This window comes from Archangium minus (assembly GCF_044360475.1).
GTDB classification, from domain to species: Bacteria; Myxococcota; Myxococcia; order Myxococcales; family Myxococcaceae; genus Archangium; species Archangium minus.
On record NZ_CP043494.1, the window covers coordinates 11,662,799 to 11,688,691 of the forward strand.

A 25,893-nucleotide genomic window follows, 5' to 3' on the forward strand; every position below is an offset into this window, starting at 1 on the left:
GCCTCAGGGAGCGGCGGCGCGCACAGCCACGACGAAACGTCGGCGGAAAAGAAAGGGCGTGCCGTGCGCGGCCGCCGGGTAGTCCTGTCGCAAGAGAGGCCGGAGGGTGTCGAGGAAGGCTTGGCCCTCCTCGGGGCCGAGCGCCGTGAGCACGGGCCGCAGCGTGGTGCCGAGCAGCCACTGCAGCACGGCGTCCTCACCCGGAAGCACGTGGAGGTACGCCGTCTCCCAGGCATCCACGGAGAAGCCGAGCCGCGCGAGGTGGGCCTCGTAGAAAGCGAGTGACTCCGCGTGCCCACGGCGCACGGAGGCGAGCACGGAGGCGAACCGAGGGAGCGCTCGCACCTCGTCGATGCGCCGGTGCGAGGGCTCCTCGAAGTTGGCGGGGACCTGAAAGGCGAGCACCCCGCCCGGAGCGAGCAGCCCCACCAACTCCGAGAGCAGAGAGGCATGGTCGGGCAGCCAGTGCAGGGCGGCATTGGAGACGAGCACGTCAAGCGGTGAGGACGGACGCCAGCGAGCGAGGTCAGCGAGCTCGAAGCGAACGCGCTCGGGGGCGGGGCGACGGAGGGCCTCGGCAATCATCGACTCGGACGAGTCGACACCAATGACATGAGCTCCGGGCCAGCGCTCGGCGAGGGTGAGGGTGAGGTCACCCGTGCCACAGCCGAGGTCGGCGACGAGCCCAGGAGCGGACACCGGAACCCGAGCGAGCAGCTCGAAGAAGGGGCGCTTGCGCGCGTCGCGGAAGTGCTCGTACTGCTGGGGATCCCACATGAAGTGCCTCCGCGAGTCCTGGCCGCACGAGGCGCCCTCGCGCGCTGCAGCGAAGTAAGGAGGGGCTCGGCGGAGGGGATTGCCCGGCGGATGAAGGCACCGCGCCGGGCGACCGGGACACGCGAGCGCCGAGGCCCTACGTGTCCCGGTGGAGAGAACTACCGGCGCGGCTTGGCGGGGGTACCGGCGTCGCCAGCAGGCGTACCGGCATCGGTGGCGGTACCGGCGTCGCCAGCAGGCGTACCGGCATCACCAGCGGTGCCACCATCGGTGGCGGAGCCCGCGCTGGCCGGGGTGATAGCGGGCGGGGGGTTCACCAGCTCGAGCGAGGAGAGGAACTGATCAGCCTGGGGAGCGCCGATGCTCGGGTTGTAGAGGACGATCAGGGTGTAGAGGCGGGGGCCGACGAGGAAGTTGCGGGCCCGCACCTCACCGGCATCGGAGGAGACGGTGAACGACTTGCCGGGGTAGCCCTGGAGGGTGATGTCCTCCTCGGCCTTGATGGTGCCCTTGAGCTGGTTGACGAGGCCGGTCTTGCCCTCGTTGAGGAAGGCGGCGGCGGGATTAGCAGCGACGACCTTCTCGGGGTAGTCAGCGGTGCTAATGGAGTAGAGGACGCCGTTCGGGTCGGAGATGGTCCAGGCGGCGGTCTGCACCTCACCACCGGGGATGGCGACCTTGCCGCGCTGGGGCTGGGGGTTCCCGGGGAACATCACGTTGAAGCCCTCGGGAGCGGAGATCCGCTGGAGCTCAGCCTGAGGCTTGGCCTCGTCGGTGGGGGTGGAGCCCTCGTTGGGGAGCTCTTCGACGGTGGAGGAACCACCGGAGGTGGCGCCCTCCTTGGTCGCACAGGCGGCGCCAATCAACGAAATGGTGACGAGGGCGGCGAACAGTCGGGACAGCGATGACATATGTGCGAGTCCTGAAGGTTGAGGGTGGAACGGACGTCGGCGGACCCTAGACGAGTCCGCCGTCAGTCGCCACGTTCGAGTTATCGAGAGTGGCGGCTTTCACGAAGTGCGAGAAACCACCCCCTCACACCTCACTGGCACGAGGGAAGGGGCGTGTCCGGGTTGCCGGTGTTGCGCGGGTCGTGCTGGTACTTGGGCCAAGGAGCCGAGGTGTCCAGACCCCGACTATCGACAACGAAGGCGTGCAGCTTGCCGCCTACGGGCACATAGAGCACACCGTGGGAGCCCTCCACCAACGCACCCGAGGCATCGCGCGGACAGTCGAGCGTGGGCGAGGCCTCCACTGTGCCCAGAGCAGACTCGAGGGTCCAACGCGGAGAATGCGCATCCGCGCTCCACGCCCTGACGGAACCGTTGGTCGTAACGGTGTAGACGTTCCCATTCACACCAACGACTGGTGTGGTCCGAATCGCCGAGTTGCTCGATGCGGGCTGTACCGCCTTACTGGTCAGGTTGAATCGGCTGAACTCGACACCGCTGGCTGGCTCTGAGCCAAAGAAGACATTGTCAGAGCCCCCTACCGCAAAGCCGTAAACCCGCGAAGACCATGTCGAGTTCGTCGGATAAAGACGCGTGACCTCCGGTGCGCCACCCTCTGGAACCTTGAACAACCCACCAGTAACAGTCTCGGAACTAGCCGCTGCACCGATGATATCAGATCCGACTAACGCCAGACTGCGCGTCACAGTAGGCGGTGTCACTGGCCAGTTACTCCGCGGACTGGGGGAACCGAAGACATAGCTTGTAACCTTGAACTCGCCCGACACCCCCCCAGAGAAGAAGATGTTGTCGTTTCTCATCACGATTGGAGCCCCAGGGGTCAGCACCGGAATCTGCACTCCACCGGGAAGAGGCTCAATCTTAGGACAGGGATTGGTGGCGCCAGGCCTGATGCCAACAATGACAGAATCTCCGGAATTACCATTATAGACACTGACCGCAGTCTCGACCTGGGCTGTGCTCGTCTTGCCAAGAGCCACCCCCCCCACGAAGGCTCCATTCGATGGCATGGGGCAGTCCAGCAACGTCCCACCGTCACCGCTCTGGAGCACATACAAAGCCCCAGTGCTGTTACGATTTACCCCCACATAAATCGGCTCAGTGCCACTATCGGAAGTCCCCACAGCAGGACCGCCAACAACCGCACCAACCTGCGACTCCCACTTCAATGTCCCGTCAGGAGTAAGAGCGAACACCTTGCCATTCGTATTCGCATTCGTACCGAAATAAATGTTTCCTTGAGCACCAATAGCTGGAGAAGCCTTGATGGCAAATGTTCCCCCAGCGCTAGCATCAAACACCCACTTCCAACGGGTAACATTGAAGGTGGTTGAGCCACTGCCGGGATTACCCACCTTGTCCGCGCCGCTCACATCGACGGTCATCGTGCCGCGGAAGGTATCGAAAGGGGGCTCCCACAGCTTCACCTGAGCCACACCACAGAAGCCCGCGTCACAGGGCTCGCTCGACGCAAATGCGGTGACAGGAGTTCCAGGCACCGTCCCTCCATCCGTGCCCTGCAACACGACTGTGAGGGTGCTTGGGTCCAGGTTCGGCTCGTTCGTCCGAATCTCCACCGGCGCCACCTGATCGCGCCGCCACGCGGTCGCGAAGCCCGGCGCCGGGTCCGCGTACGTCGTCCCCCCACCAGGCACACCGGCGTCAGCTGGAGGTACCGTGACCACGAAAGTGGGCGGAGTCGAATCGACCGACAGGTTCACCGTTGCGCTCGGGCCACCAGCCTCCGGGTACGCCACCGTCAGGCGGAAAACCCCGTCCCCAGGCGGCGTCGTCCACTTAGCGGTGTAGACGCCCTCGTTCTTCTCGACCTGCACCAGCGTCCCGCCCGAACCCGCTCCACCGCCACTCCGCACCACGCTGAAGCTCAAGGTCTCCGGGTAGTTCGGTGTGAACCCGGTACGCACGCGCAATTCGGCGCGCACCGTAACCTCACCCGCCTTCAACACCGTGCCCTCACCCGGTTCCACCACCAGGTCCGTGTACAGAGGCCCACACGTGTTCGTGGCCACACAGGCCTCGTACGGCGCGCAGGGTGTATCGCATACGACCCGGTAACACAGGTGCGACGCCTGATCGCACGCGCCTCCTTCCGAACAGTCACTGTCCGTCTCGCACACGCGAAGCGGTTGGGTGCATCCCGAGAGCGCCCCCAGCAGCAGCACGGTTCCGAGGACCTTGCGCAGCATCACGTCACCTCTCCAAACCCTTTGACGGCCCAGCATGGGTGGATAGCATGGGCTCCCTACTCGCGGAAGGTTGCGCTGTCTCGGCCATCTCCACTCGATGACCGGTTCCGCGAAACCTGTCCCTTCACGCGGGGTCCACTGTGAAACATCCTTCCTCCTCGCGACCCACCCTCCTCGCGCTCGCTCTGCTGCTCGCTCCCGCCGCACAGGCCCTGGAGCCCACCGCCTCGAGCACCGCGCAGACGGATCTCGTCGCCCTGCACCCGTGTGCCATCGTCGGCGAGAAGAACAAGGACAAGATCCCCGACTACCAGGCCGCCTGCGCCACGGAGATCGCCCGCGGTGACGTGCAGCTCGTACCTTCCGAGCAGGTCCGCGCCTTCCTCGACAAGGAGCCCAGGAAGTCGTGCGCGCAGACCAAGAAGCCCTCCGAGTGCCTCGGCAGGCTCGCCACCGCCACCCAGGCCAGTCGCGCCGTCCTCATCACCGTCAACCCCGGGCAACTCACGCGCGTCTCCGGCCTCGTCGTGAACCCGGGGGGTGAGGTCGTCGACCAGAAGAGCATTCAGATCCGCAGCCGGGGCCAGCCTCAGGAGGAACTCCTGCGCACCGCCCTCACCCGCCTGCGCGAGCAGCTCAACCTCGTCCCCCTGAAGATCACCCCTCTCGTCGAGCCGACGCCCCCCCCGCTCGTGGCGGCGCCCCCGCCCGCTCAGGGGCCTACTCAGGGCACGGCGGAGGCTTCCGGCCCCAAGCCCTCCGTCCCTCCGGAAGCCCTCGCCATGACCCAGGAGGCTCGGCGGACCGGACGCACCTGGAAGACCCCCGCGGCCTATGCCTCCGCGGGAGCGGGCGTCGTGGCACTCGGCCTCGCGGGCTTCTTCGCCATCTCGAGCAACAGCGACATGGCCAGGTCCAACGAGTTCTACAAGGACAACAGCTACCCGACCCTCAACCAGCTCCCCGAGATCGTCTCGCTCCGCGAAAAGGCCAGCAACAAGCGCACGGCTGCGGGCGTGAGCGCAGGCGTAGGCGCAGTGCTCGTCGGCGCGGGCGCCTACCTCTGGCTCAACGACCGGCCTGCCACGCCCGCTCCGGGTGTCGCCGCCCTCTCGGTGGGTCCCCAGGGCGTAAGCGTCCTCGGCTTCCTGCCCTGAACCCCTGACGCGGACGCGCTACTCGGACTCGAAGCGCCGGACCACCATGATCGGAACCTCCCGGGAAATCTCCACGGTCCCGGGAGCCTTGGTGCCCCAGAGCTTCGGAATGCCCGGCCGCTGTTCGTAGCCCGAACCGATCGCGAAGCACACGGGGATGACCTCTCCTCCTGGCAGCTTCGCGCGATCATAGTGCCCGATGATCCGAGCACCACTCACCCAGAGACGACCGTACACCAATGTCCCTGGGGGCATGAGATGGAACCCCTCGTGCAGCACGCTCACCACGGGGCCATCCTGGAAGGTCCCAACGTCAGCCATGCCACCTGGACGATTGACGTCGAGCACCAGGACCGCCTCGTCGTCCAGTGTAACATCCAGCGCGTTCATGGCCTTGCGCGCTGCGCTCGGGCACTCCCGCTCTGGGGCCCGAGCCGGAACTCCCGCACACGCGGAAAGGACCAGACCAACTGCTGCCGCTGCGGCGCACTTCTCCAGCAGTTGCCCCTCATGCTTCACCGTCGTGGAATCGGAAACCAACTGTTCCTGCGACCGGGCACTGCGAACCTTCTCTGTATTCACGGGTTGACCATCCTTTGTGGGAGACACCTGGGAAGCAGCGCGTGACAGCGCCATTTCACGAGTGGACCACACAAGGCCCGTGAGACAGGCGATGGCCAGCAGCCCCCACGCGGCTCTCCTGCCCAACCTTCCTGGGTCTGGCTTCGAAGAAGCGGAGGGCGCTGGCGTGGTGGGCACTGAAAGGCGGGGACGTTTGCGCAAACCCTTTTTCTTCCGCTGCGCCCATCGGTACTCACGCCGCTGGGCAGCAGCATGCATGAGTGCGACCTCATGCCCGGGAGCAATGGGCCCCAGGGTGTCCGTCTCCTCCGTCGTCCGCGAGTGGCCGGAGGGACCGTCGTCCCAGTCGAAAAGGAAGCCGTCCCACTGGCCATTTCCATCTGACAGGGCCCGCTGGATGGCCTCGTCTACCTCCGCAGCGCTCGCACCGCGCTCCTCCGGCCTTTTCGATAAAAGACGCATGGCCAGATCGCTCGCGGAACGCGGCACGCGAGGGTTAAGCAACATCGGCGCGGTGGGTTCCTCCTCACCAATGCGCTCGTAGAGGATGGGTTGAGGAAGTTCGGGGGCGAAGGGGTACTCATCCGTCAGCAGTCGGTAGAGGATGACACCCAAAGCGTAGAGCTCGTCCGCGATCGTGAAGTGATAGCGGGCACAGGGCGGGTTCTTGTCGTCCAGCAGGAAGCGCACCGCTTGCGCACTTCGATAGTGCGCGGTGCCCGGCGGCAACGCTGTCCCAGTGAGAGTGGATGCACCCTCGTAGTCCCCTACTCCGAAATCCAGCAGCACCGGCTGTCCGTCCGGCTCGCGAACGAGGACGTTGGCGCACTTCAAATCCCGATGGAGCACACCGGCCCCGTGCACGGCACGAAGGGTCCGCGCGAGCGTTCCCACCAACCCCACCACCTCCCTCGCCGTCCGGTTGCGGAGGGCTGACCAGTCGTAGAGGTCCGAACCAGGGATGTACTCCAACACCAGATAGGGCACGTCATGGAGCACCCCTTGTCCGAGGCACCGCACCACATGGGGGTGCACGACCTTGCTCAGGATGTTCCCCTCCCTGAGCAGCCTCCGCCTCGCCTGCGGGTCCTCGACCTTTGTCCGGCCTACGGCGAACTTCAGCGCCACGAGTCCCTTGGCGCTCCCAGCCGACGCCAGCCGCGTGTCCTCCGCGAGGTACACCACCCCGTAACCGCCCTGCCCCAACCATCGCAGGATGCGCCAGGGGCCCACACACATTCCCGCCGACAATCCGTGCGGAAACACCTCCTCAATCATCCGTGTTCCCAGGGCCCCGGGAAGGAGAGACGTCGAAGAGGATGAGCTTTCACCCATCATCGGCCCTCTCGCTCCAGCCGCACGCCTCGTCCCGCCTCACGCTCCCGTACTTCCAGGCGAAAGGCCATGGTCTCATCCTTGAGCGGCCACTCCATGAGTACCCAGCCACTCTCCCCAGGCATGAGCGGGGGAGCACGCATATGGATTGGGAGTGCCACGGGTTTCGGACCGAGCGACGCACTCGTCAGCCGCACAACCCGGGGTTCCCAGGGAACCGACTCCTCGGGATTGTGGATGGGAATGGCGAGTACCCGTTGCCTACCCACGCGATAGAGCCAGGGGGCCTTCGCATCCACTCCCTCGGGCAAGAGTGTGGCCCAAAGTTGATTCCCGACGAGCCTTTCCCCCAGTTCCACCGCTCCCGACAGCAACAGTTTCAGCAGCTCCGATTGCGCTCGCGGCTCCGTCGGCGCTATCACCTGCGCGAGCTTCTCCGGGAGCGCCACCGCCACTCGTACCTGCCCATCCACCTCGGACGGATGTGGCACGAGCACCAGCACCGCGTGCATCGACGCACCACCCCGAGTCACTGTCACCCCGAGCCGCACCCGCTCGCCCTCGGCCAGTTCCACCAGAGGCTCGAGCACCACCACTCGCCCTTCTGCTCCCAAGAGGCGAACGCGCTCGGGCGCTTCCACCTTCACGGAACCGGGCACCAGCCCCGACTCGAAGGCCAGCGTGGTCAGGAAACCCGGGTGCACACGCAGCTCCGCTGACTCCTCGGGCCCCTCTCGCAGCACCACTTCACGCGCCTTCATGACCCTCGCCGTCTCCGGCTCGGGCCTCGCCCACACCTCGACCACTACCAGCACCGCCAGCACCGGCACTCGCCGGAGAAAAGCTGGAAACACGTGACCTCCCTGGTCACCGGATGCTAGCAGTCTTCTCCCGTCAGGTCAGCGCATGGTCCTCGGGTGTCCGGGTATCAAGCCAATACCCTCACCCCGACCCTCTCCCAGAGGGAGAGGGAGGGGCGTCGGCAAGGGCGTCCGTTACTCGCCGAGGTAGGCTTTGCGGATCTCCGGGCTGTCCAGCAGCGCCTTGCCCGGACCCGCCATCACCACCTCGCCCGTCTCCAGCACGTAGCCGTAATGGGCGAAGTTCAGCGCCAGGTGCGCGTTCTGCTCCACCAGCAGGATGCTCACCCCTGAGGCATTCACGTCCTTCAGGTTGCGGAAGATCGTCTCCGTTACCTGCGGCGCTAGCCCCAGCGAGGGCTCGTCGAGCAACAGCAGCTTGGGCCGGCTCAGCAGCGCGCGGGCAATCGCCAGCATCTGCTGCTCGCCTCCCGACAGCGTCCCCGCCAGCTGCTTGCGCCTGTCCTTGAGCCGCGGAAAGAGCGTGTAGCTCTTCTCCATGTCCGCCGCGATGCCCTCCGCGTCATTGCGCAGGTAGGCACCCAGCTCCAGGTTCTCCAGCACCGTCAGGTTGGGGAAGATGCCCCGGCCCTCGGGCGCGTGCGCCATGCCGCGCGGCACCAGCGTGTGCGCCTTCGCTCCCGTCGTGTCCTCGCCCCCGAAGGTAATGCGCCCACCCACCGGCTTGAGCATCCCGCTCACCGCGCGCAGCGTGCTCGTCTTCCCCGCTCCGTTGGCGCCAATGAGCGCCACCACCTCGCCCTTGCCCACCTTCAGCGTCACGCCCTTGAGCGCCTGGATGGCCCCATAGGACACCTTCACCCCGTCCACCGCCAGCAGCGAAGGGAACTCCCGGCGCTCGCCCAGCAGCTTCACCTGCGCCTCGCTCACGCCGCGCCTCCCTGCGACTCCAGGTAGCTGTCTCCCAGGTACGCCTCGATGACCTTCCGGTCGTTGCGCACCTCGGCCGGCGCGCCCCGGGCGATCGTCTCGCCGTGGTCCAGCACCGTGATCTTCTCGCAGATGCCCATCACGAGCTTCATGTCGTGCTCGATGACCAGGATGCCCAGGTTGAAGTCGTCCCGGAGCTTGCGGATGAGCACCATCAGGTCCGCCTTCTCGCGGGTGTTCATGCCCGCCGCCGGCTCGTCCAAGAGCAGCACCTTGGGCCGCGTCCCCAACGCGCGGGCAATCTCCAGCCGCCGCTGCTCGCCGTAGGGCAGGTTGCGCGCCTCTTCATTGCGCCGGTGCGACAGCCCCATCACCTCCAGCAGGCGCTCGGCCTGCTCGGTCAGGTCGCGCTCCTCGGCCTGGAAGCCCGGCGTCAGCATCAGCGCCCGCCACCAGTCGCGGTAGTTGCTCAGCGCCCCGCGGAACTTCACGCCCAGCCCCACGCCCTCGGGGTTGAGCGAGCCCTGTGCCCGACACGCCACCTTCACGTTGTCCAGCGCCGTCAGGGCCCGGAACAGGCGAATGTTCTGGAAGGTGCGCGCCAGTCCCAGGTGGTTGATTTGATGCGGCAGCCACCCGTTCACGCGCTGCCCGGCTACGCGCACCTCGCCCTGGGTGGGCCGGTACACGCCCGTCAGCACGTTGAACGCGGTCGTCTTACCCGCGCCATTGGGGCCGATGAGCCCCTGCAGGTCTCCCTTGTGGATGGCGAGGTTGAAGTCCGAGAGCGCCTTGAGGCCCCCGAACTGGATGCTCACCCCCACCGCCTCGAGCAACGGCCCGCTCATCACATCCCCTTCCGGCGACGAGGAATCCACCGCGGGATGACCTCCCACAGCTCGCGCGTGCCGAACAACCCCTGCGGGCGCGACAGCATCAGCACCACCAGCAGCAGGCCGTACACAGGCATGCGGATTTGGTCGACCTGCTGCGCCAGGCTGCCCCCGGAGCCGAAGGCGGCGAAGGCAGAGCGCAGCCCCTCGGGCAGCAGCGTGAGGAACACCGCCGCCACGATGGCGCCCGTGGTCGAGCCCAGCCCCCCCAGCACCACCATCACAACCACCTCCATCGACTTCACGAAGGTGAAGGAGCCCGGGTTGATGATGGGGACGAAGTGCGCGAACAGCGCGCCGGCCACGCCCGCGAAGAAGGACGAGATGACGAAGGCGCGCACCTTGTAGCCCGTGGTGTTGACGCCCATGGCCTCGGCGGCCACCTCGTCCTCGCGGATGGCCCACAGGCTGCGGCCGTGACTCGAGCCCGCGATGCGGCGCGCCACCAGTACCACCATGAACACCCAGAAGCCCACCATGGCCACCGAGGACGTTTGGGGGATGCCGCTCAACCCCAGCGCCCGCCCGAAGGCCTCGGTGTTCGTCACCGCCACGCGGATGATCTCCCCGAAGCCCAGCGTCACGATGGCCAGGTAGTCACCGCGCAGGCGCAGGCTGGGCAGGCCCACCAGGAAGCCCGCGATGGCCGCGGCGATTCCGCCCACCAGCAGCGCCGCCAGCAGGAACACCTGGTCGCTCACCGCCACGGGCAGGAAGGAGATGGCCACGTCCTTGAGCGCCAACGACGTCACGCCGGAGAGGTAGGCCCCCACCGCCATGAAGCCCGCGTGGCCGATGGAGAACTGGCCCGTCATCCCGTTCACGATGTTGAGGCTCACCGCGAGGATGACGTTCACCCCCATGATGGAGAGCAGGTAGACGGCGAACGGCGAGTCGCTCAGCAGCCACTCCACCAGGAGCAGCACAGGCAGAGCGACCAAGACGGGGAGGATGCCGCGAAGGGATGCGGGAACCATGGAGGAGGGATTCCCTGGCTTGGAGGAAACAGCAGCGGCGGTGTCCATGCGCGGCGTCAGACCTTCTCCGCCGCGACACGGCCGAACAGACCGCCGGGCCGGACGAGCAGCACGAGGATGAGGAAGCCGAAGGCCACCGCGTCACGCCAGGTGCTCGCCGCGTAGCCCACCACGAACTCCTCCACCAGGCCCAGCAGCAGGCCACCCACCATGGCGCCCGGCACGTTGCCGATGCCACCGATGACCGCCGCCACGAAGGCCTTCAGGCCCACGTACAGGCCCATCAGCGGGCTCACCGAGGTGTCCTTGATGGCGTACAGCAGGCCCGCTCCCGCGGCCAGTGCACTGCCAATCATGAACGTCAGCGAGATGACCCGGTCGGTGGGGATGCCCATGAGCGCCGCCACGCGGTGGTCGAAGGAGACCGCCCGCATCGCCCGCCCGAAGCGCGTGCGGTAGACGAGGTATTGCAGGCCCACCATCAGCCCCACCGCCAACATCAGCGAGATGACCTGCCAGTTCCACAGCACCACGTCCGGGAACTCGGGGTCTCCGACGGTGAACCACTGCGCCGGCTTGATGATTTGAGGGAAGGCCCGCGGCGCCGAGCCCGGCAGGAAGCCGATGTCCAGCTGGAAGCCGTACGAGAGCGCGAACGAGATGCCGATGGCGGTGATGAGCGCGGTGAGCCGGGGTTTGTCGCGCAGCGGCCGGTAGGCGAAGCGCTCAATGAGGAACCCCATGAGCGCGCAGCCCCCCATGGCCACGAGGAAGATGACCAGCACCCCCCAAGGCGTGCTCTGCGCCTGACGGCCGAGCAGGAAGGCCGTGGAGTAGCCCATGTACACGCCGACCATCATCACGTCGCCGTGGGCGAAGTTGATGAGCTTGAGCACGCCGTACACCATCGTGTAGCCGAGCGCGACAAGCGCGTAGATGGTGCCCGCGGCGATGCCGTTGATGAGGTGCTGGAGAAGTTGGGCCATTACGGGTTGATCGTGGTGACGAACTGCGTCTTACCGTCGCCGATCTTGAGGATCGCCGCCGACTTCACCGCGTTGCGGTTCTTGTCCAGCGTGATGGTGCCAGCCACGCCCGGGAAGTCCTTGGTCTGGCCAATGGCATCACGGATGGCCGGGCCACTCAAATCCTTGGCCTTCTCGAGCGCGGCAATCGCCACCTTGGCCGCGTCGTAGCCGAGCGCCGCCATCGCGTCCGGCACACTGCCGTAGGCCGCCTTGTAGTCCGCGATGAACTTCTGCACGCGCGGCTCCGGGTTCTCCGGCGAGTAGTGGTTCGAGAAGTAGCTGCCATCCAGCGCATTGCCCGCGAGCTCGAACAGCTTCTCCGAGTCCCAGCCATCGCCCCCCATCAGCGGAACCGTCAGGCCCAGCTCGCGCGCCTGGCGGGCGATGATGCCCACGTCGTTGTAATAGCCCGGCACGTAGATGGCCTGCGGCTTCGTCTTCTTGATGGCCGTGAGCTGCGCGCGGAAGTCCGTGTCGCCCTGGGAGTAGCTCTCCAAGGTGGTGATCTTCCCGCCCATCTCCGTGAACTTGCGCTGGAACACGTCCGTGAGGCCGATGGAGTAGGCGCTCTTGTTGTCCTGGAGGATGGCGACCTGCTCCGCCTTCAGGTTCTCGCGGGCGAACTTCGCCATCACGAAGCCCTGGAAGGGGTCAATGAAGCAGACGCGGAAGATGTAGTCGCCCTTCTCCGTCACGGAGGGGTTGGTGGAGGAAGGCGTGATCATCGGCACACCGGCCGACTGGGCCTTCTCCGCCATGGCCAGGGAGTTGGACGAGGCCACCTCACCGAGGATGAGCACCACCTTGTCCTGGGTGATGAGGCGCGTGGTCGCCTGGGCAGCCTCCTCGGGCTTGCTCTGGTTGTCGTAGACACGCACGGCGATCTTCTTGCCCTTCACCCCACCGGCGGCGTTGGCCTCCTTGATGGCCAGGTCGATACCGTTACGGGTGGACACGCCGAAGGTGGCCTGGGCGCCGGTAAGGCTCCCCACCTCTCCGAGCAAGATGGTGTTTGAGTCGGCGGGAGCACCTCCAGTGGTCGCCGGCTGAGCGGCCTGGCCACCTTGGGCTCCCTCACCGGAAGGAGTGGGTTGGGACTTCTTCTCGCAGCCGGCCGCCAAAAGCGCGAACGCGGTGAGGAGCATCGGAGCGAAACGGCGCATGCGGAGCAGCCTCCTGGGACAAGGGCTACGGCAAAGCCCCGGTTTTCTATGGGGATGCGAAAGAGGGGTCAAGCTCGCAACACCTTGTTCGAACGGTCCCCAGACTTTTTTACACCCCAAGGTTCAGCTCAGGCCCCCCTTCGTTCCCCCACCAGGCCACCTGGCTGCCAGGCCTTTCCCGCCTCGAACTCCAAGACTGCCCTCCTCCCGTCGGGACGCCCACCTTTCGACAAGAAGACCATCCAGGAGGAGACGGACATGTATCAGCGCGGAGACCTCAAGGAAGGCATGACGGTCCGCAGCGTCGACGGTCACAAGCTCGGCAAGGTGTATGCCGTCGGCGATACGGAGTTCCACATCGAGAAGGGGCTCTTCTTCCCCAAGGACTACTCTGTCCGGTACGCGGAGATCAGTGACATCCGGCACGGGGAGATCATCCTGGCCCACGGCAAGGAGAGCCTGCGCGCGTTCTCCGACGAGGTGCCCTATGGCTCCGACGCCATCGCCCAGCGCGAGGGCATCGGCACCAGCCCCGTCACCCGCGCCCAGGCCTCGGACGCCGCGTGGATGAACGCGGGCGAGCGCACGGGAGTGCCGCTGGGCTCGGACCTGCGCACGCAGGACCTGGGCAACCAGGAGATCGGCCCGTACAACACCGAAGGAGCCCGGGCCAGCCCGATCCTCACCGAGGAAGACCGGGCCCGGGGCGTGGGCATCCCCATTCACCGCGAGGTGGTGGACCGGCCCGTCATGCGCGCCTCCACTGAGGACTCGGTGGTGGGGACGCCCCTGCGCGCCGAGGAAGAGTCGGCCCGCGCCCGCACGATGAGGGATGAGGATCTCCCCGTCGTCCACGACGAGCTCTACGACGAGCCCCACCACTTGGAGCACCTGGGCTCCCATGGAAGGGCCAGCGAGGAGGGCACGCGCAAGCTGGACCTCAGCGGCGAGACCGACCCGAAGAACAAGCGCGGCTTCTAACGGCCCGTCCTGTCCGGCGCGGCGACACGCTGCCGCGTCGGCGCAGGGGACGTACTCGCGCTGCTCCCCGAAGAGAGGTGAACACGCTCCAGGCGCTCAAAGCCACGCAGGCGTTCCGGGAAGTGCGTGGCCATGAGCCGCCCCACCTCTCCATCACGCGCCGGGGGACACGCCTCCACCAGCGCCTCCGCCATCTGGAGCGCGTTGGTGAAGCGGTGCTCCGGATGCTTCGAGAGCGCCACCTCCATCACTTCCCACATCGACAGCGAGATGGAGCTCGGCCGGCTCAGCCGGTCATCGCAGATGGCGTGCATGGACTCGAGCTCGTCCCCGCGATCGAACGCGCGCACGCCGGTAAACGCCTCATAGAGGATGAGGCCCATGGAGAAGAGATCGCTGCGAGCGTCCAGGCGCTGGCCCCTCGCCTGCTCGGGCGACATGTAGAGGGGCTTCCCCTTCACGATGCCCGGCAGCGTCACCGTGCGCTGGGCTCGGGCCTTGGCCACGCCGAAATCCAGCACCTTCACCCGTCCGTCGAAGCCCACCATCAGGTTGTGCGGCGACAAGTCCCGGTGCACCAGGTGCAGCGGAGCCCCGTCCTCGCCTCGCGCCAGATGAGCCGCGTGCAGCCCGTGCAGCGCTTGCACCACGATAGCCACTGTCACGTCCGGCGAGGGCTTCGTGGTCTTCAAGAGCCGGTCGAAGTCCACCCCGCGCACCAGCTCCATCACCAGGTAGTAGGCGCCCTGCGACTCGCCGAAGTCGTAGAAGGTGACGAGGTTGGGGTGCGACAGCCGCAGCCCGATGCGCGCCTCGTCCAGGAACTGCTTCACGATGGTGGGGTCCGAGGACAGGTGCGGAAGAATCCGCTTGAGCGCCACCAGCCGCCCGAGCCCCTCAGGGCCTCTCGTGCGCGCCACCAACACCTGCGCCATGCCGCCCGTCCCCAGGGGAGTCACCAGCTCGTAGCGGCCGATGCGGCCTCGCGGTCCCGTCACGGGGTCATCCACGGGGGCGATGTCGTCCAGCCGCTCCAGCACGCTCCGGCCGTCGGTCAGCGAGAGGAAGGCCAGCACCGCATTGTCGAGCTGATCTCCAATGGCCTCCACCAGCTTCATCACCAGCCGGCCGCCATCGTCGAAGCACCCCTCCACCACCAACCCCAGCGTGCCCAGCTCCAGCTTGCCGAGCGCCAGGGGGGCGCAGAAGAGCATCCGCCCATCGGGCAAGCGCTGAGGACCCTTCCAGCTCGCGGCCTCGAAGACGTCCACACTGAGCTGACCCAACACCCGGGTGAGTACGGGACCCGCGGTGCCCCGGAGACAGACGAAACCTGCCGAGGCATGCACCAGCCGCGCGCACTGAGTGAGGAAGACATCCACCGCCGCATCGAGGTCGAGGCCTCGCTCCAGGCAGTCCTCGAGGATGTCATCGGCCATCCGCACCACGGCATTCAGGCCGCGCAGGAAGGCGACTTCGGCGTCGAGCGAGGGGAATTCCACGATGCTCATTGAACACCGGGAAGGCGGGCCCCGGGAAGGGGCCCGTACCGGAGTCAGGAACCCGACTTCGACTGGTCCGCGTAGAGCGCGTCCGCGATGCGGTAGGCGCTCGTCTCCAGTTGCTGGTAGGCCTCCTTGATGGCGGCCGGATCCGAGCCCTTGAGCAGCTCCTTGAGCCGGTCCACGTCGGCCTTGATCTCCGCGAGGTCCTTCTCCTGGAGCACGTTGCCGTACTCCTCCAGGCTCTTCTCCGTGGTGTAGATGAGCGAGTCGGAGTTGTTGCGCAGCTCGGCCAGCTCCTTCTTCACCTTGTCGCTGGACTGGTTGGCCTGAGCGTCGGAGATCATCGCCTGGATCTCCGCCTCGGACAGGCCGGAGTTACCCACCACGCGCACCTGCTGGACCTTGCCCGTGCCCAGGTCCTTGGCGCTCACGTGCACGATGCCGTTGGCGTCGATGTCGAAGGAGACCTCGATCTGCGGCACGCCACGGGGCGCCGGGGGAATGCCCACCAGCTCGAAGCGGGCCAGCGTCTTGTTGTCCACCGCCATCTCGCGCTCGCCCTGGAGCACGTGGACGGACACGAGCGGCTGGTTGTCCACCGCGGTGGAGAACACCTGGCCCTTCTTGCAGGGGATGGTGGTGTTCTTGTCGATGATCTTCGTGAACACGCCGCCGGCCGTCTCCACGCCCAGCGACAGCGGCGTCACGTCCAGCAGGAGGACGTCCTTCACCTCGCCCTTGAGCACGCCACCCTGGATGGCCGCGCCCACGGCGACGACCTCGTCCGGGTTGATGCCCTTGTGCGGCTCCTTGCCGAAGAACTCCTTCACCTTCTGCTGCACCGCCGGCATGCGCGTCATGCCGCCCACCAACAACACCTGGTGGATCTGCTGCGCGGTAACACCGGCGTCCTTCAACGCGATGCGGCACGGCTCAATGGAGCGCTCCACCAGGTCCGCCACCAGCGACTCGAAGGTGCTGCGCTCGACCGTCTCGGTGAGGTGCTTGGGGCCCGTGGCATCCGCGGTGATGAAGGGGAGGTTGACCTCCGTCTCCGTCGCGCTGGACAGCTCGTGCTTGGCGCGCTCGGCGGCCTCCTTCAAGCGCTGCAGCGCCATGCGGTCCTTGCGCAGGTCCAGGCCGTTGTTCTGCTCGGCGAAGCGCTTGGCCAGGAAGTCGATGAGGCGCTGGTCGAAGTCCTCACCACCCAGGAAGGTGTCGCCGTTGGTGCTCTTGACCTCGAAGACTCCCGAGCTGAGCTCCAAGATGGAGATATCGAACGTGCCGCCGCCCAGGTCGTAGACGGCAATGCGCTCGGCGTTGGCGTTGCCCACCTTGTCCAGGCCGTAGGCGAGCGCCGCAGCCGTGGGCTCGTTGATGATGCGCAGCACGTTGAGGCCGGCGATGCGGCCCGCGTCCTTGGTGGCCTGGCGCTGGCTGTCGTTGAAGTAGGCGGGAACGGTGATGACCGCCTCGGTGACGGGCTCGCCGAGGTAGTCCTCCGCCGTCTGCTTCATCTTCATCAGCACAATGGCGCTGATCTCCGGCGGGCTGTAGCCCTTGCCGCGGATCTCCACCCAGGCATCCCCGTTGGGGCTGGGCGCCACCCGGAAGGGACTCACACCAATGGCCTTCTTGGCCTCGGGCGAGTCGAACTTGCGGCCGATGAGCCGCTTGACGGCGAACACCGTGTTCTCCGGGTTGGTGATGGCCTGCCGCTTGGCAATCTGGCCCACCAACCGCTCCCCGGACTCGGTGAAGCCCACCATCGACGGCGTGGTGCGGCTGCCCTCACTGTTGGGGATGACCACCGGCTCGCCGCCCTCCATGACGGCGACACACGAGTTCGTCGTCCCCAGATCGATTCCAATCACCTTGCCCATGGCGTCCTACTCGCTCCCCTTGGGAGTGGTCCCGGTCTGCTCGGCTGAACTTGAAGTGGCTTCGGTCGAGGGCTGCGGAGTCGCCGGCGCACGCGCCACGACGACCAGCGCGGGCCGCATGAGCCGCTCGTTGAGCGTGTAACCGCGCACGGCCTCGTAGACGACATGGCCCGCGGGCACCTCGGCGCTCTCCACCTGCTGCATGGCCTCGTGCAGGCGCGGATCAAACGGCTGGCCGACGGCGGAGAACCCCTTCACGCCGTGCTTGCCAAACGCGCTCTCGAAGAGCTTGCGCGTCATCTCCACGCCCGTGCGGAGGCTCTCGAAGTCGGCGGACTTCTGGGCCGCTTCCATCGCGCGGTCCAGGTTGTCGATCACCGGGAGGAAGTCCTTGAGCAGGCGCTCGGAGCCGAACTTCTGGACCTCCTCCTTCTCCTTCTGAGCGCGCTTCTTGTAGTTCTCCAGGTCGGCCGTGGCGCGCAGGGCACGCTCGTGGCTCTCCTTGAGGCGCTCCATCGTCTCACGGCTCTTGGACTGGCTGAACTCAAGCTGCGCGCGCGCCTCCTCCAGCTCGCGGCGAGCCTGCTCCAGCTGCTGGCGCATCTCGCTCAGCTCGCGATGAGACTCATGCAGCGCGGCCCGGAGCGCGCTGGCTCCCGACTCGGCCTCGGCCTCGGACACGGCCTCCCCGAAGACGGACGCGGGAACGTCCACCTCTAGGGTCAACCCGCCCTCGGGCATGTCCACCTCCAACGTCCTCATGCCCTCGGACAGCCCCTCGTCCTCCGAGGGAGGCTGGGCATGACGCTCGACGCTCTTCAACGCAGCGTCGATGACGTCCTGGGAGATATCTGCCTGGATGCTGCCCTTCTCGTCACGGTTCGAGCCGGCCACGGGCGCACTATGTCATGGGGCGGGGGTTGATCCAACGTCCCGGGTGGCCGGAACCGGGTCGCCCATGTGCCCCCTCTGGAGGTTTCCAGAGCGGATGGATGCCAGTCAGGACGTCGGACGGGCGGGCTTCTTGCGGCCAATGGACTTCTGGCTGCCCGTCTTGGCCGCCGCCTTCTTCGCGGGCGTCTTCGCGGGGGCCTTGGTGGCCGTCTTCTTGCGGCCGATGGACTTCTGGCTGCCCGTCTTGGCCGCCGCCTTCTTCGCGGCCCGGGGCTGGGGCTCGGGCGGCTGGGGGGAGGCGCTCGGGGTGGGGGCGGCTGGCGGGGGCTGGGGCTCGGCCGACGTGGGGACCTCCCTGCCCTCGAAGGTCTTCTCGATGGTCTCCTCGACATGGCGCGCAGCCGTCTCCAGACGCTCTGCTGCCTGCTTGCCGGTCGCCACCGCCCAGGTGCGTAGGTTCTCCAAGCCCTCCTTCACCTTGGCCTGCTTGGCGGGATCCTTCACCTCCACCAACAGCTTCTGCGCCTCCGTCTTGAGCTCATCCCCGGTGCGCTTCAGCTCCTCGCCGGTGCGCTTCAGGAGGTCCATCAACTGCTTGTCCCATTTCGCGGCCATTGGTCTCTCTCTCCCTCTCACGGACAGTGCGAGCCGGATGGCTCGGCCGAACAAGGCTATAGTGCGCCCCCGTCCGGCGAGCGAATGCCCTTCCATCTGACTGCACACCCGCCCGACACGCAAAGCAATCTTCACCCCTGGAGCAACGGATGAGAGCGGTACTGATTGCCGTCGTGACCTTGTTGACGGTCCCGGCCCTGGCCCAGAACGACAGCGCGGATGCGCAACCCACCACCCTAGCCATGCCCATGCCGGGCCGTCCGTCTCACGGCAACCCCGGCCGCCCACCCCAGGGTACCTCCGTGGTGGTGGACCGCGAGGCGCTGATGCAGCAGCTCTCCAGCATCAACGAGAAGCTTGCCATCGCCACGGGCCGGGCGAAGAAGGACAAGCAGCTGCAGAAGCTGCTCGACGACGCGCGCGCGGAGCTCAAGGAGACGGGCCGTCAGGTGTCAAACGCCCCACTGGCGCAGCAGCCCCAGCGCCCCCCGCCCCCGCCGCCGCAGCCCACGGTGCAGCCCATCTCCGACGGCATGCTGCGCTCGCTCGTGACGGCCATCCGCAACGAGCCCTTCGCGGATGATCAGCTCTCCGTGCTGGGGGAGGCCGTGTCGACCCAGTACTTCCTGGTGGCCCAGGCGCAGCAGCTCCTCCGCCTCTTCAGCTTCTCCTCCGACCGAATGAAGGCCATGCGCCTGCTGCGCCCGCGCCTGCTGGACCTGGACAACGGCTTCAAGCTGTACGAGGCCTTCGACTATTCCAGCGACAAGGATGAGCTCAAGCGCATCCTCGCGACGCAGACGCCGTAGGCCACAAGCCCGACCTCCTATGCCCTCCGCCCGTCTGTTGGGGATGCTCGCCATCCTCGCCCTGGTCGCTGCCTGCACCGGGTCATCTTCCGAGCCTGAAGCGCTCCAGCTGCCCGACCTGGAGCTGCTAGAGACGACCGAGGGCGCGCCCTACGAGGTGAGCCTCGGCGCCACCGGCGGCACCCCGCCGCTGCGGCACTCGTTGGAGAAGCTACCGCCTGGCTTCACCTTCTACATGACCGAAGGCCTGCTACGGGGCCCAGCCGAGGCGCCGGGCCAGTACACCTTCACGGTGCAGGTGAAGGACGCGGAGGGCGCCGTGGACACGCGGACGTATCGGCTGCTCGTCCACTCTGCGATAGGCGTCAGCACGCCTCTGCTCGCCGCCGCCACGGTGGGCGAGTCGTACACAGCTCAGCTCGAGGTCAGTGGAGGCAAGGGGCCCATGCGCTGGGCCCTGGCGGGCGGGACACTGCCCGCGGGGCTCTCGCTGAACGAGGACGGTCAGCTCACGGGCGTGCCGGTGCAGTCAGGGACCTACGCCCCCGTCGTGAGCGTGCAGGACCTCCATGGCGCGCAGGCGTCGAGGACACTCAACCTGAATGTCCTCCCGGGACGGCAGACGGGCTTCAACGTGGGGAACTGGAACCTGGCGTGGTTCGGCGACCCGAGCAAAAGCCCCTCGAACGATGCACTGCAGCTCGACAACGTGCGGAAGGTCATGCTCAGCGCCAGCGCCGACTTCTGGGGCCTGCAAGAGCTGGTGGACGCCACGGAGTTCAACGCGCTGAAGCAGTCGCTCGGCTACGACGGCTTCATGGCCAATGACGACTCGCGCGTCCTGAACGGCTCCTTCTCCTACGCAGACGACGAGCAGAAGGTCGGCATCCTCTTCCGCCCGGACGTGGTCAGCGTGCGGGACGCGAGAATCATCCTGACCTCGAGCAACTACGACTTCGCCGGACGGCCGCCCCTGCGTGTGGACCTGCGCATCACGCAGGGCGGAGCAAGCATGGACCTGGTGGCCATCGTGATGCACATGAAGGCGCAAACAGACTCCAGCACGGAGTCCTACGACCGCCGCCAGGCCGCGGCCCAGGCGCTCAAAAGCTACCTGGACACGCAGCTGCCGAACACGCCGTTCATCGTGCTGGGCGACTGGAACGATGATGTGGACCAGTCCATTGTCGCCTCCAGCAGCGGCGGCTTCCTGCCGACCCCCTTCCAGAACTTCCTGGATGACCCGGCGGACTACACCTTCGTCACCCAGCCCCTGTCGCTCGCGGGTCAGCGAAGCACGGTGAGCTACCCGGACTTCATCGACCACCAGCTCATCAGCGACGAGCTGCGAATGAGCTACGTCAACAACTCGACCCGGGTCCTTCGCCCGGACATCGACATCCCCATCCCGTCGTACAAGAGCACCACCACGGACCACTACCCGGTGCTCAGCCGCTTCACGTTCGGCACCGCACCGTAGGGCCCTGGATAGTGGCCCGAAGGCCATACAACCAGGCAGGCGCTCCCTGAAACGCGCCGCCGCGTGTGCCTACCTTCCGCGAAACGCACCGCACCTCCGGACAATGGCTCCGGCCCCGCGGTGCAGTGGGAGGGGACCATGGCGAACGAGATCGGCCGGAAGGCGTCGGAGTTGAAACAGCGGGGAGACCAGCTCGGGGCGGAGACGATGCACAACCCCTGGACGGAGCGGCTGGCCCGCCTGGGCTATCTGGCCAAGGGCGTGGTGTACGCGGTGATTGGCGTGCTCGCGCTCCAGGTCGCCATCGGCTCCGGCGGAAAGACGACCGATACCCACGGAGCACTGGCCACACTGGCCCAGGGCGCCTGGGGCAAGGCCCTGCTCGCCGTGGTGGCGGTGGGCCTGGTGGGCTACGTGCTCTGGCGCGTGGTGCAGGCCTGGATGGACCCGGACGGCAAGGGCACCAACGCCAAGGGTCTTGTCGTGCGAGCCGGCTATCTCATCAGCGCCGGCATCTACACCGCGCTCGCGGTGGCGGCCTTCCAACTGGTGCTCGGCACCGGAGGCGGCGGCGCCCATGGAGACCAGAGCGCCCAGTCCTGGACAGCCCGGTTGATGGAGAAACCCTTCGGTCAGGCCCTGGTCGCCGTCGTGGGGCTCGTCATCGCCGGCATGGGCGGCTGGCAGATCTACAAGGCGTGGAAGGAGAAGTTCCGCAAGAAGCTCCGGCTGGACGAGCTGCGCCCGCAGCAGGCCGAGTGGGCCGTGCGCATCTCCAAGCTGGGCATCCTCGCGCGAGGCTTGATCTTCGTGCTGATGGGCGTGTTCCTCGTCCAGGCGGCGCTCACTGCCAATCCCCAGCGGGCCCGCGGGCTGGATGGAGCCCTCGAGTCGCTCGCATCCCAGCCCTACGGAGCGGTGTTGCTGGCGCTGACCGCCGCGGGACTCGTCGCCTACGCCGTCTACATGGCCGTCGAGGCCCGGTACCGGCGCTTCCTGGGCGCCTGAGTCCCCGGCCACAGACTGCATGCCGCTGAGCTCGGGCCGTCCGTCATCTGACGCTCTTCCGCCAGCGGAGCACCTCGAGCGCAACGGCAACGTGCACGCGGTTGTGCTTGAGCGGCCTCGGCAGAAGCTCCTCAGCACGGAGAAGCCGGCGCAGCAGCGTGTTGCGATGGGTGTGGAGACGGGCCGCCGTGCGGGCGGCGTTGCACCCTTCGTTGAGGAACGTCAGGAGGGTGTTCTGGAGCTCCGGGCTGGCTGTCTCCAGGTCACCGAGGGTGTGCTTGACGAACTGGTCCGCGCCTTCGGTGTCCTGGGTGACCAGAGAGACGAGTCGGACCATGTCGAAGGTGGCGATGTGCTGCTCAGCCCCCAGGCGTGCGAGCATGCGCTGGGTGTCGAGGGCGTCGAGGTGACTGCGACGAAAGCCTTCGACTCCGCGGCCCGTGGAGCCGATGGCGATACGAACGCCCGGCAGCCGCTGGGTCGATGAGCGCACCTGCTCGAGGTCCGGTTCAGCTCCTCCCGGCAGCCACACCCACAGGGTTGCCACGCTGGCGACGACGGTGAGGGGGCGTTGCGCGCCGGACGCGCGGGCCAGGGCGTCGGCCGCACCTTCCAGCGAGCCGGGGTCCGACCCAGCTTCCTCGCTCCACACGATGGCAGCGCGGTGGAGCTGGTCGAGCTTGTACCCGAGGCGCTGTGCCGCGACCTGGGGGGAGATGGGCGCACCGTCGAGGATGAGCGCGACGACCTCGCGGCGCTCGGCGTGGGTGGTGCCGCGGGTGAGCTCGTCGCGCTCCGCGCTCATCTGGGCGGAGATGCCCGCAATCGTCGCGTCGATGAACGAAGAGATGGACCTGGCCGATACGTCGAGCAGCTCGCGCAGCTCGTCCGGGTCGGAGGTCAGCTCGAAGGCAATGGACATCCACCGGAGCCAGGCCGCGTTCTGCCCGGTGCGGTAGGCGTTCAGCGCGGCCTCGTTGATTCCACGGCGCACGAGGTCGCGTGCGATGCCGAGCGCCTCCGCGCTGAGGTTCGCCGCGACGGGCGCACCTGGGTCACGCACGTTCGCCGCCGCCCAGTGGATGAGGTTCGCGCGGCTCGTTCTGCGCGTCGCCGCCGCGAGGACCGGGTCCTCCGCGATGACCTTCATGTTCTCGGGTGACAGCGTCGCCTCGTCGAGCTCCTCGAGCCACTGAGGTGGCGCGTTCAGGGCCCTCTCGGCCCCCAGGCGCATCAACTCGCGCACCCGCTCCGAGGGGCGCTGCCGCGAGCCCGACCTGCCTTGTCGACGGTGCATGTTGCACCATTCCTAGTTCATTTTGGTGCAGTCCGCACCTTGCTCCAGTGCCTCGCTTTCACCATCCTCGAGTCATTTCGAGGTCCGGGCGCGCTCACCGAGGCGTCCTTCCTCTCCGACAGAGCAATGGAGCCCCCCATGACCCTCACGCTCGCCGCAGCTCCTCCCGAACATGTCGACGTGTTGATCATCGGCGCCGGCATCTCGGGGATTGGTGCCGCCTACTACCTGCAGCGGGAGCATCCCTCGAAGTCGTACGCCATTCTCGAGGCCCGGGGTGCGACCGGCGGCACGTGGGATCTCTTCCGCTATCCCGGCATCCGCTCCGACTCGGACCTGCACACGTTCGGGTACGCATTCAAACCGTGGACGAGCGACAAGGCGATCGCCGGCGCGGATGCCATCCTCGCCTACCTGCGCGAGACCGCGGCCGAGAATGGGATCGACCCCAAGATTCGACTCCACCACAAGGTGCACGGTGCGGCCTGGTCCAGCGCGGATGCGCGATGGGTTGTCGACGTCGAGCGCACCGACACCGGCGAGCGCACGAAGCTCTCGTGCCGGTGGATATTCTGCGCCAGTGGCTACTACCGCTACGACCAGGGGTTCACCCCCCGGTTCGAGGGAACCGAGCGCTTCCAAGGCCGGATCATCCATCCGCAGCACTGGCCCGAGGAGCTCGACTACGCCGGCAAGCGTGTCGTCGTCATCGGGAGCGGCGCCACCGCCGTGACCCTGGTGCCGTCGATGGCCGAAGCGGCGGCGCACGTGACGATGCTGCAGCGCACGCCCACCTATATCCTGCCCATTCCCTCCGAGGACGCGATCGCGAAGCTCCTGCGAAAGCTCCTCCCGGCGAACTGGGCTCACGCGCTCACGCGGCTCAAGAACATCGCCAAGCAGCGTCTGGTCTGGAGCTTCTGCCAGCGCTACCCGCGTGCGGCCCGGCGTTTCATCCGCTACGTCACCGCCAAGCAACTCCCCAAGGGCTATCCGGTCGACGAGCACTTCAACCCGCCCTACAACCCGTGGGACCAGCGGCTGTGCGCCGTCCCGGACGCGGACCTCTTCAAGGCCATCAGCAGCGGTCGCGCGTCGATGGTCACCGACCACATCGAGACCTTCACCGAGCGGGGCCTCCAGCTGAAGTCGGGCCGGGAGCTCGAGGCCGACATCATCATCACCGCCACCGGGCTGAACCTGCTGGCGCTCGGCGGCATCGCGCTGACCGTCGACGGAGTGCCGGTGCACCTGCCCGACAAGGTCGTCTTCAGGGGCATGATGCTCAACGATGTGCCGAACTTCGCGGTCGCCATCGGCTACACCAACGCGTCCTGGACGTTGAAGATCGGCCTGCTGTGCGAGCACTTCTGCCGCCTGCTCGCGCACATGGATGCCCACGGCCACACCATCTGCAGCCCCGTACAGAACGACCCGGCGATGCCGACTCGGCCGCTGCTCGACTTCGGCGCCGGGTACGTGCAGCGCGCTGTCAACGCGTTGCCGCGCCAGGGCAACCGGGCCCCATGGCTAATGTCGATGGACTACTTCTCCGACACCAGGCTGTTGAAGGAGGATTCGGTGGAGGACCTGAACCTGCGGTTCTCCTCTCACGTCCGCCCGGCCAACGCGCCTACGACGGACCTCGCGGTGGCGGGAGGAGCGGACTCCTCGAGCTGCGTCCCTTCGAGACCCTGACGCCTGTCTCGAGCTCCATTGTTAAGCAGGGATTCAGAGCCCATTTGTTCCCTGGCACCTAGTGGAGTGTCCGCGAAGTTTTTGGACATAGTCACAAGAGGCGGCGATCCACCCACTCGTGCATCTTGGAGCGAGTCCACGACCAGGTGAACGGGTGGGCGTAGAGGCGGTTGTATTCGGGCCAGCTGGCGTCGAGGTGCTCGATGAGCTCGTCACGGTTGGCCCAGCTTCCCCGCTGCAGGTAGTGCGCTGCGAAGGCGCGCAGCAGCAATTCGGCTTGGTTGAGCCAGGAGGCGTGAGCGGGCGTGAAGAGCACCCGGACATGAGGGTAGTTGCTGTACAGGAAGTCGAGAGTCTCCCGGGCGACGTGGCTGGAACCTCCATCCCAGATGAGGTGGATGCGGTGCGCGTCGCTGTGGTCCCCAAGCAGTTGGGGGAGCACTGCTCGCAGGCAAGCGCCGTCGTTGCGCTCCAGGCACCAGCCCCGCATCTGGCCGGTATGCACCACCAACTTCACCAGGAAGTTCACCGTGCCGTGCCGTGTGTACTCGAACTCTTGTTTCTCGATGAGCCCAGGCCTCGTCGAGCGCGAGGGATGGTTACGCTCCAGCACCTGGATGTTGGGCTTCTCGTCCAGGCACAAAACCACCTCACCTCGTGCGGCCAGCCTCTGGGCCTGCTCGTAACACCAGAGAATCTGCGCGGCCTGGTGGCGGAAGGCGTCATCAGGAGTCGGTGTCTTCCAGTACCGGGAGCGATGCGGTTGCAGGGCGGCATCCCGAAGGATGACAGCTACCGTGGAGTGTGAAATGGCGGGGGCGATACCCTTCAGGCGAGCAGCACGCGCCAGACTACGCGTGGACCAGTGGGTCATGTGCAGCC

General features: G+C 66.8%; 22 protein-coding genes. 6 read left to right on the plus strand and 16 right to left on the minus strand.

Annotation, left to right across the window (positions count from 1 at the left end):
- Positions 1–3 precede the first annotated feature (3 nt).
- The 3 genes from F0U60_RS47740 to F0U60_RS47750 form a co-directional block, all read right to left on the minus strand.
- Positions 4–777 carry a methyltransferase domain-containing protein gene (locus F0U60_RS47740; protein ID WP_395810672.1) on the minus strand — a complete coding sequence of 258 codons (774 nt, stop codon included), beginning with the start codon at positions 775–777 and terminating at the stop codon, positions 4–6.
- Between the two features lie 158 nt (positions 778–935).
- Complete coding sequence (locus F0U60_RS47745) at positions 936–1,688, minus strand: hypothetical protein (RefSeq protein WP_395810674.1); 753 nt, start codon at positions 1,686–1,688, stop codon at positions 936–938.
- A 131-nt stretch (positions 1,689–1,819) separates the two neighbouring features.
- Positions 1,820–3,958 carry a hypothetical protein gene (locus F0U60_RS47750; RefSeq protein WP_395810676.1) on the minus strand — a complete coding sequence of 713 codons (2,139 nt, stop codon included), beginning with the start codon at positions 3,956–3,958 and terminating at the stop codon, positions 1,820–1,822.
- Between the two features lie 137 nt (positions 3,959–4,095).
- Here F0U60_RS47750 and F0U60_RS47755 point away from each other — a divergent pair, with 137 nt between their 5' ends.
- Entirely contained in the window at positions 4,096–5,112 is a 1,017-nt protein-coding gene (locus F0U60_RS47755; protein ID WP_395810678.1) for a hypothetical protein, read from the plus strand.
- An 18-nt stretch (positions 5,113–5,130) separates the two neighbouring features.
- Here the strand turns inward: F0U60_RS47755 and F0U60_RS47760 are convergent, their stop codons facing one another.
- The 7 genes from F0U60_RS47760 to F0U60_RS47790 form a co-directional block, all read right to left on the minus strand.
- Positions 5,131–6,945, minus strand: a complete 1,815-nt coding sequence (locus F0U60_RS47760) for a serine/threonine protein kinase (RefSeq protein WP_395810680.1) — start codon at positions 6,943–6,945, stop codon at positions 5,131–5,133.
- Positions 6,946–7,028: 83 nt separating this feature from the next.
- Positions 7,029–7,883: a DUF2381 family protein gene (locus F0U60_RS47765; protein ID WP_395810682.1), complete on the minus strand. Its 855-nt coding sequence runs from the start codon at positions 7,881–7,883 to the stop codon at positions 7,029–7,031.
- Positions 7,884–8,024: 141 nt separating this feature from the next.
- On the minus strand, positions 8,025–8,780 hold the full coding sequence (locus F0U60_RS47770; protein WP_395810684.1) for an ABC transporter ATP-binding protein: 756 nt from the start codon (positions 8,778–8,780) through the stop codon (positions 8,025–8,027).
- Entirely contained in the window at positions 8,777–9,628 is an 852-nt protein-coding gene (locus F0U60_RS47775) for an ABC transporter ATP-binding protein (RefSeq protein WP_395810686.1), read from the minus strand. The genes F0U60_RS47770 and F0U60_RS47775 overlap by 4 nt, the downstream gene beginning before the upstream one ends.
- The gene (locus F0U60_RS47780) at positions 9,628–10,650 is read right to left on the minus strand and encodes a branched-chain amino acid ABC transporter permease (RefSeq protein WP_395810688.1); all 1,023 of its coding nucleotides are present in this window, start codon (positions 10,648–10,650) and stop codon (positions 9,628–9,630) included. Before F0U60_RS47780 ends, F0U60_RS47775 begins: the two co-directional genes overlap by 1 nt.
- 56 nt (positions 10,651–10,706) lie before the next feature.
- Entirely contained in the window at positions 10,707–11,636 is a 930-nt protein-coding gene (locus F0U60_RS47785; RefSeq protein WP_395810690.1) for a branched-chain amino acid ABC transporter permease, read from the minus strand.
- Entirely contained in the window at positions 11,636–12,841 is a 1,206-nt protein-coding gene (locus F0U60_RS47790; protein WP_395810692.1) for an ABC transporter substrate-binding protein, read from the minus strand. The genes F0U60_RS47785 and F0U60_RS47790 overlap by 1 nt, the downstream gene beginning before the upstream one ends.
- A gap of 258 nt (positions 12,842–13,099) precedes the next feature.
- On the opposite strand from F0U60_RS47790, the gene F0U60_RS47795 reads away from it, so the two are divergent.
- On the plus strand, positions 13,100–13,822 hold the full coding sequence (locus F0U60_RS47795) for a hypothetical protein (protein ID WP_395810694.1): 723 nt from the start codon (positions 13,100–13,102) through the stop codon (positions 13,820–13,822).
- Here the strand turns inward: F0U60_RS47795 and F0U60_RS47800 are convergent.
- The 4 genes from F0U60_RS47800 to F0U60_RS47815 all read right to left on the minus strand — a co-directional run bounded on the left by F0U60_RS47800 (position 13,819) and on the right by F0U60_RS47815 (position 18,719).
- Positions 13,819–15,333 carry a serine/threonine-protein kinase gene (locus tag F0U60_RS47800; RefSeq protein WP_395810696.1) on the minus strand — a complete coding sequence of 505 codons (1,515 nt, stop codon included), beginning with the start codon at positions 15,331–15,333 and terminating at the stop codon, positions 13,819–13,821. The genes F0U60_RS47795 and F0U60_RS47800 overlap by 4 nt on opposite strands.
- A 44-nt stretch (positions 15,334–15,377) precedes the next feature.
- Positions 15,378–17,210 (minus strand): molecular chaperone DnaK, encoded by a 1,833-nt coding sequence (gene dnaK / locus F0U60_RS47805; RefSeq protein WP_395810698.1) that lies wholly within the window; start codon positions 17,208–17,210, stop codon positions 15,378–15,380.
- Positions 17,211–17,216: 6 nt separating this feature from the next.
- Complete coding sequence (gene grpE, locus F0U60_RS47810) at positions 17,217–18,104, minus strand: nucleotide exchange factor GrpE (RefSeq protein ID WP_395810700.1); 888 nt, start codon at positions 18,102–18,104, stop codon at positions 17,217–17,219.
- Between the two features lie 105 nt (positions 18,105–18,209).
- Positions 18,210–18,719 (minus strand): transcriptional regulator, encoded by a 510-nt coding sequence (locus F0U60_RS47815; RefSeq protein ID WP_395810702.1) that lies wholly within the window; start codon positions 18,717–18,719, stop codon positions 18,210–18,212.
- A 149-nt stretch (positions 18,720–18,868) separates the two neighbouring features.
- Here F0U60_RS47815 and F0U60_RS47820 point away from each other — a divergent pair, with 149 nt between their 5' ends.
- The 3 genes from F0U60_RS47820 to F0U60_RS47830 all read left to right on the plus strand — a co-directional run bounded on the left by F0U60_RS47820 (position 18,869) and on the right by F0U60_RS47830 (position 22,016).
- Entirely contained in the window at positions 18,869–19,528 is a 660-nt protein-coding gene (locus F0U60_RS47820; RefSeq protein ID WP_395810704.1) for a DUF4476 domain-containing protein, read from the plus strand.
- A gap of 19 nt (positions 19,529–19,547) precedes the next feature.
- Positions 19,548–21,008: a putative Ig domain-containing protein gene (locus F0U60_RS47825; protein WP_395810706.1), complete on the plus strand. Its 1,461-nt coding sequence runs from the start codon at positions 19,548–19,550 to the stop codon at positions 21,006–21,008.
- Positions 21,009–21,146: 138 nt separating this feature from the next.
- Positions 21,147–22,016, plus strand: a complete 870-nt coding sequence (locus F0U60_RS47830; RefSeq protein WP_395810708.1) for a DUF1206 domain-containing protein — start codon at positions 21,147–21,149, stop codon at positions 22,014–22,016.
- A 43-nt stretch (positions 22,017–22,059) separates the two neighbouring features.
- On the opposite strand, the gene F0U60_RS47835 is transcribed toward F0U60_RS47830, so the two are convergent.
- On the minus strand, positions 22,060–23,313 hold the full coding sequence (locus F0U60_RS47835) for a PucR family transcriptional regulator (RefSeq protein WP_395810710.1): 1,254 nt from the start codon (positions 23,311–23,313) through the stop codon (positions 22,060–22,062).
- Between the two features lie 138 nt (positions 23,314–23,451).
- Here F0U60_RS47835 and F0U60_RS47840 point away from each other — a divergent pair, with 138 nt between their 5' ends.
- Positions 23,452–25,011, plus strand: a complete 1,560-nt coding sequence (locus tag F0U60_RS47840; protein ID WP_395810712.1) for a flavin-containing monooxygenase — start codon at positions 23,452–23,454, stop codon at positions 25,009–25,011.
- A gap of 91 nt (positions 25,012–25,102) precedes the next feature.
- Here the strand turns inward: F0U60_RS47840 and F0U60_RS47845 are convergent, their stop codons facing one another.
- Entirely contained in the window at positions 25,103–25,885 is a 783-nt protein-coding gene (locus F0U60_RS47845) for an IS630 family transposase (protein WP_395805450.1), read from the minus strand.
- Positions 25,886–25,893 lie beyond the last annotated feature (8 nt).

Coding starts and splice junctions, on each gene's coding strand:
- F0U60_RS47780 (WP_395810688.1), bottom strand. CDS start 10,650: ATGGTTCCCGCATCCCTTCGCGGCATCCTCCCCGTCTTGGTCGCTCTG.
- F0U60_RS47790 (WP_395810692.1), bottom strand. CDS start 12,841: ATGCGCCGTTTCGCTCCGATGCTCCTCACCGCGTTCGCGCTTTTGGCG.
- F0U60_RS47795 (WP_395810694.1), top strand. CDS start 13,100: ATGTATCAGCGCGGAGACCTCAAGGAAGGCATGACGGTCCGCAGCGTC.
- F0U60_RS47785 (WP_395810690.1), bottom strand. CDS start 11,636: ATGGCCCAACTTCTCCAGCACCTCATCAACGGCATCGCCGCGGGCACC.
- F0U60_RS47825 (WP_395810706.1), top strand. CDS start 19,548: ATGCCCTCCGCCCGTCTGTTGGGGATGCTCGCCATCCTCGCCCTGGTC.
- F0U60_RS47740 (WP_395810672.1), bottom strand. CDS start 777: ATGTGGGATCCCCAGCAGTACGAGCACTTCCGCGACGCGCGCAAGCGC.
- F0U60_RS47775 (WP_395810686.1), bottom strand. CDS start 9,628: ATGAGCGGGCCGTTGCTCGAGGCGGTGGGGGTGAGCATCCAGTTCGGG.
- F0U60_RS47830 (WP_395810708.1), top strand. CDS start 21,147: ATGGCGAACGAGATCGGCCGGAAGGCGTCGGAGTTGAAACAGCGGGGA.
- F0U60_RS47820 (WP_395810704.1), top strand. CDS start 18,869: ATGAGAGCGGTACTGATTGCCGTCGTGACCTTGTTGACGGTCCCGGCC.
- dnaK (WP_395810698.1), bottom strand. CDS start 17,210: ATGGGCAAGGTGATTGGAATCGATCTGGGGACGACGAACTCGTGTGTC.
- F0U60_RS47800 (WP_395810696.1), bottom strand. CDS start 15,333: ATGAGCATCGTGGAATTCCCCTCGCTCGACGCCGAAGTCGCCTTCCTG.
- F0U60_RS47840 (WP_395810712.1), top strand. CDS start 23,452: ATGACCCTCACGCTCGCCGCAGCTCCTCCCGAACATGTCGACGTGTTG.
- F0U60_RS47845 (WP_395805450.1), bottom strand. CDS start 25,885: ATGACCCACTGGTCCACGCGTAGTCTGGCGCGTGCTGCTCGCCTGAAG.
- F0U60_RS47745 (WP_395810674.1), bottom strand. CDS start 1,688: ATGTCATCGCTGTCCCGACTGTTCGCCGCCCTCGTCACCATTTCGTTG.
- F0U60_RS47815 (WP_395810702.1), bottom strand. CDS start 18,719: ATGGCCGCGAAATGGGACAAGCAGTTGATGGACCTCCTGAAGCGCACC.
- F0U60_RS47835 (WP_395810710.1), bottom strand. CDS start 23,313: ATGCACCGTCGACAAGGCAGGTCGGGCTCGCGGCAGCGCCCCTCGGAG.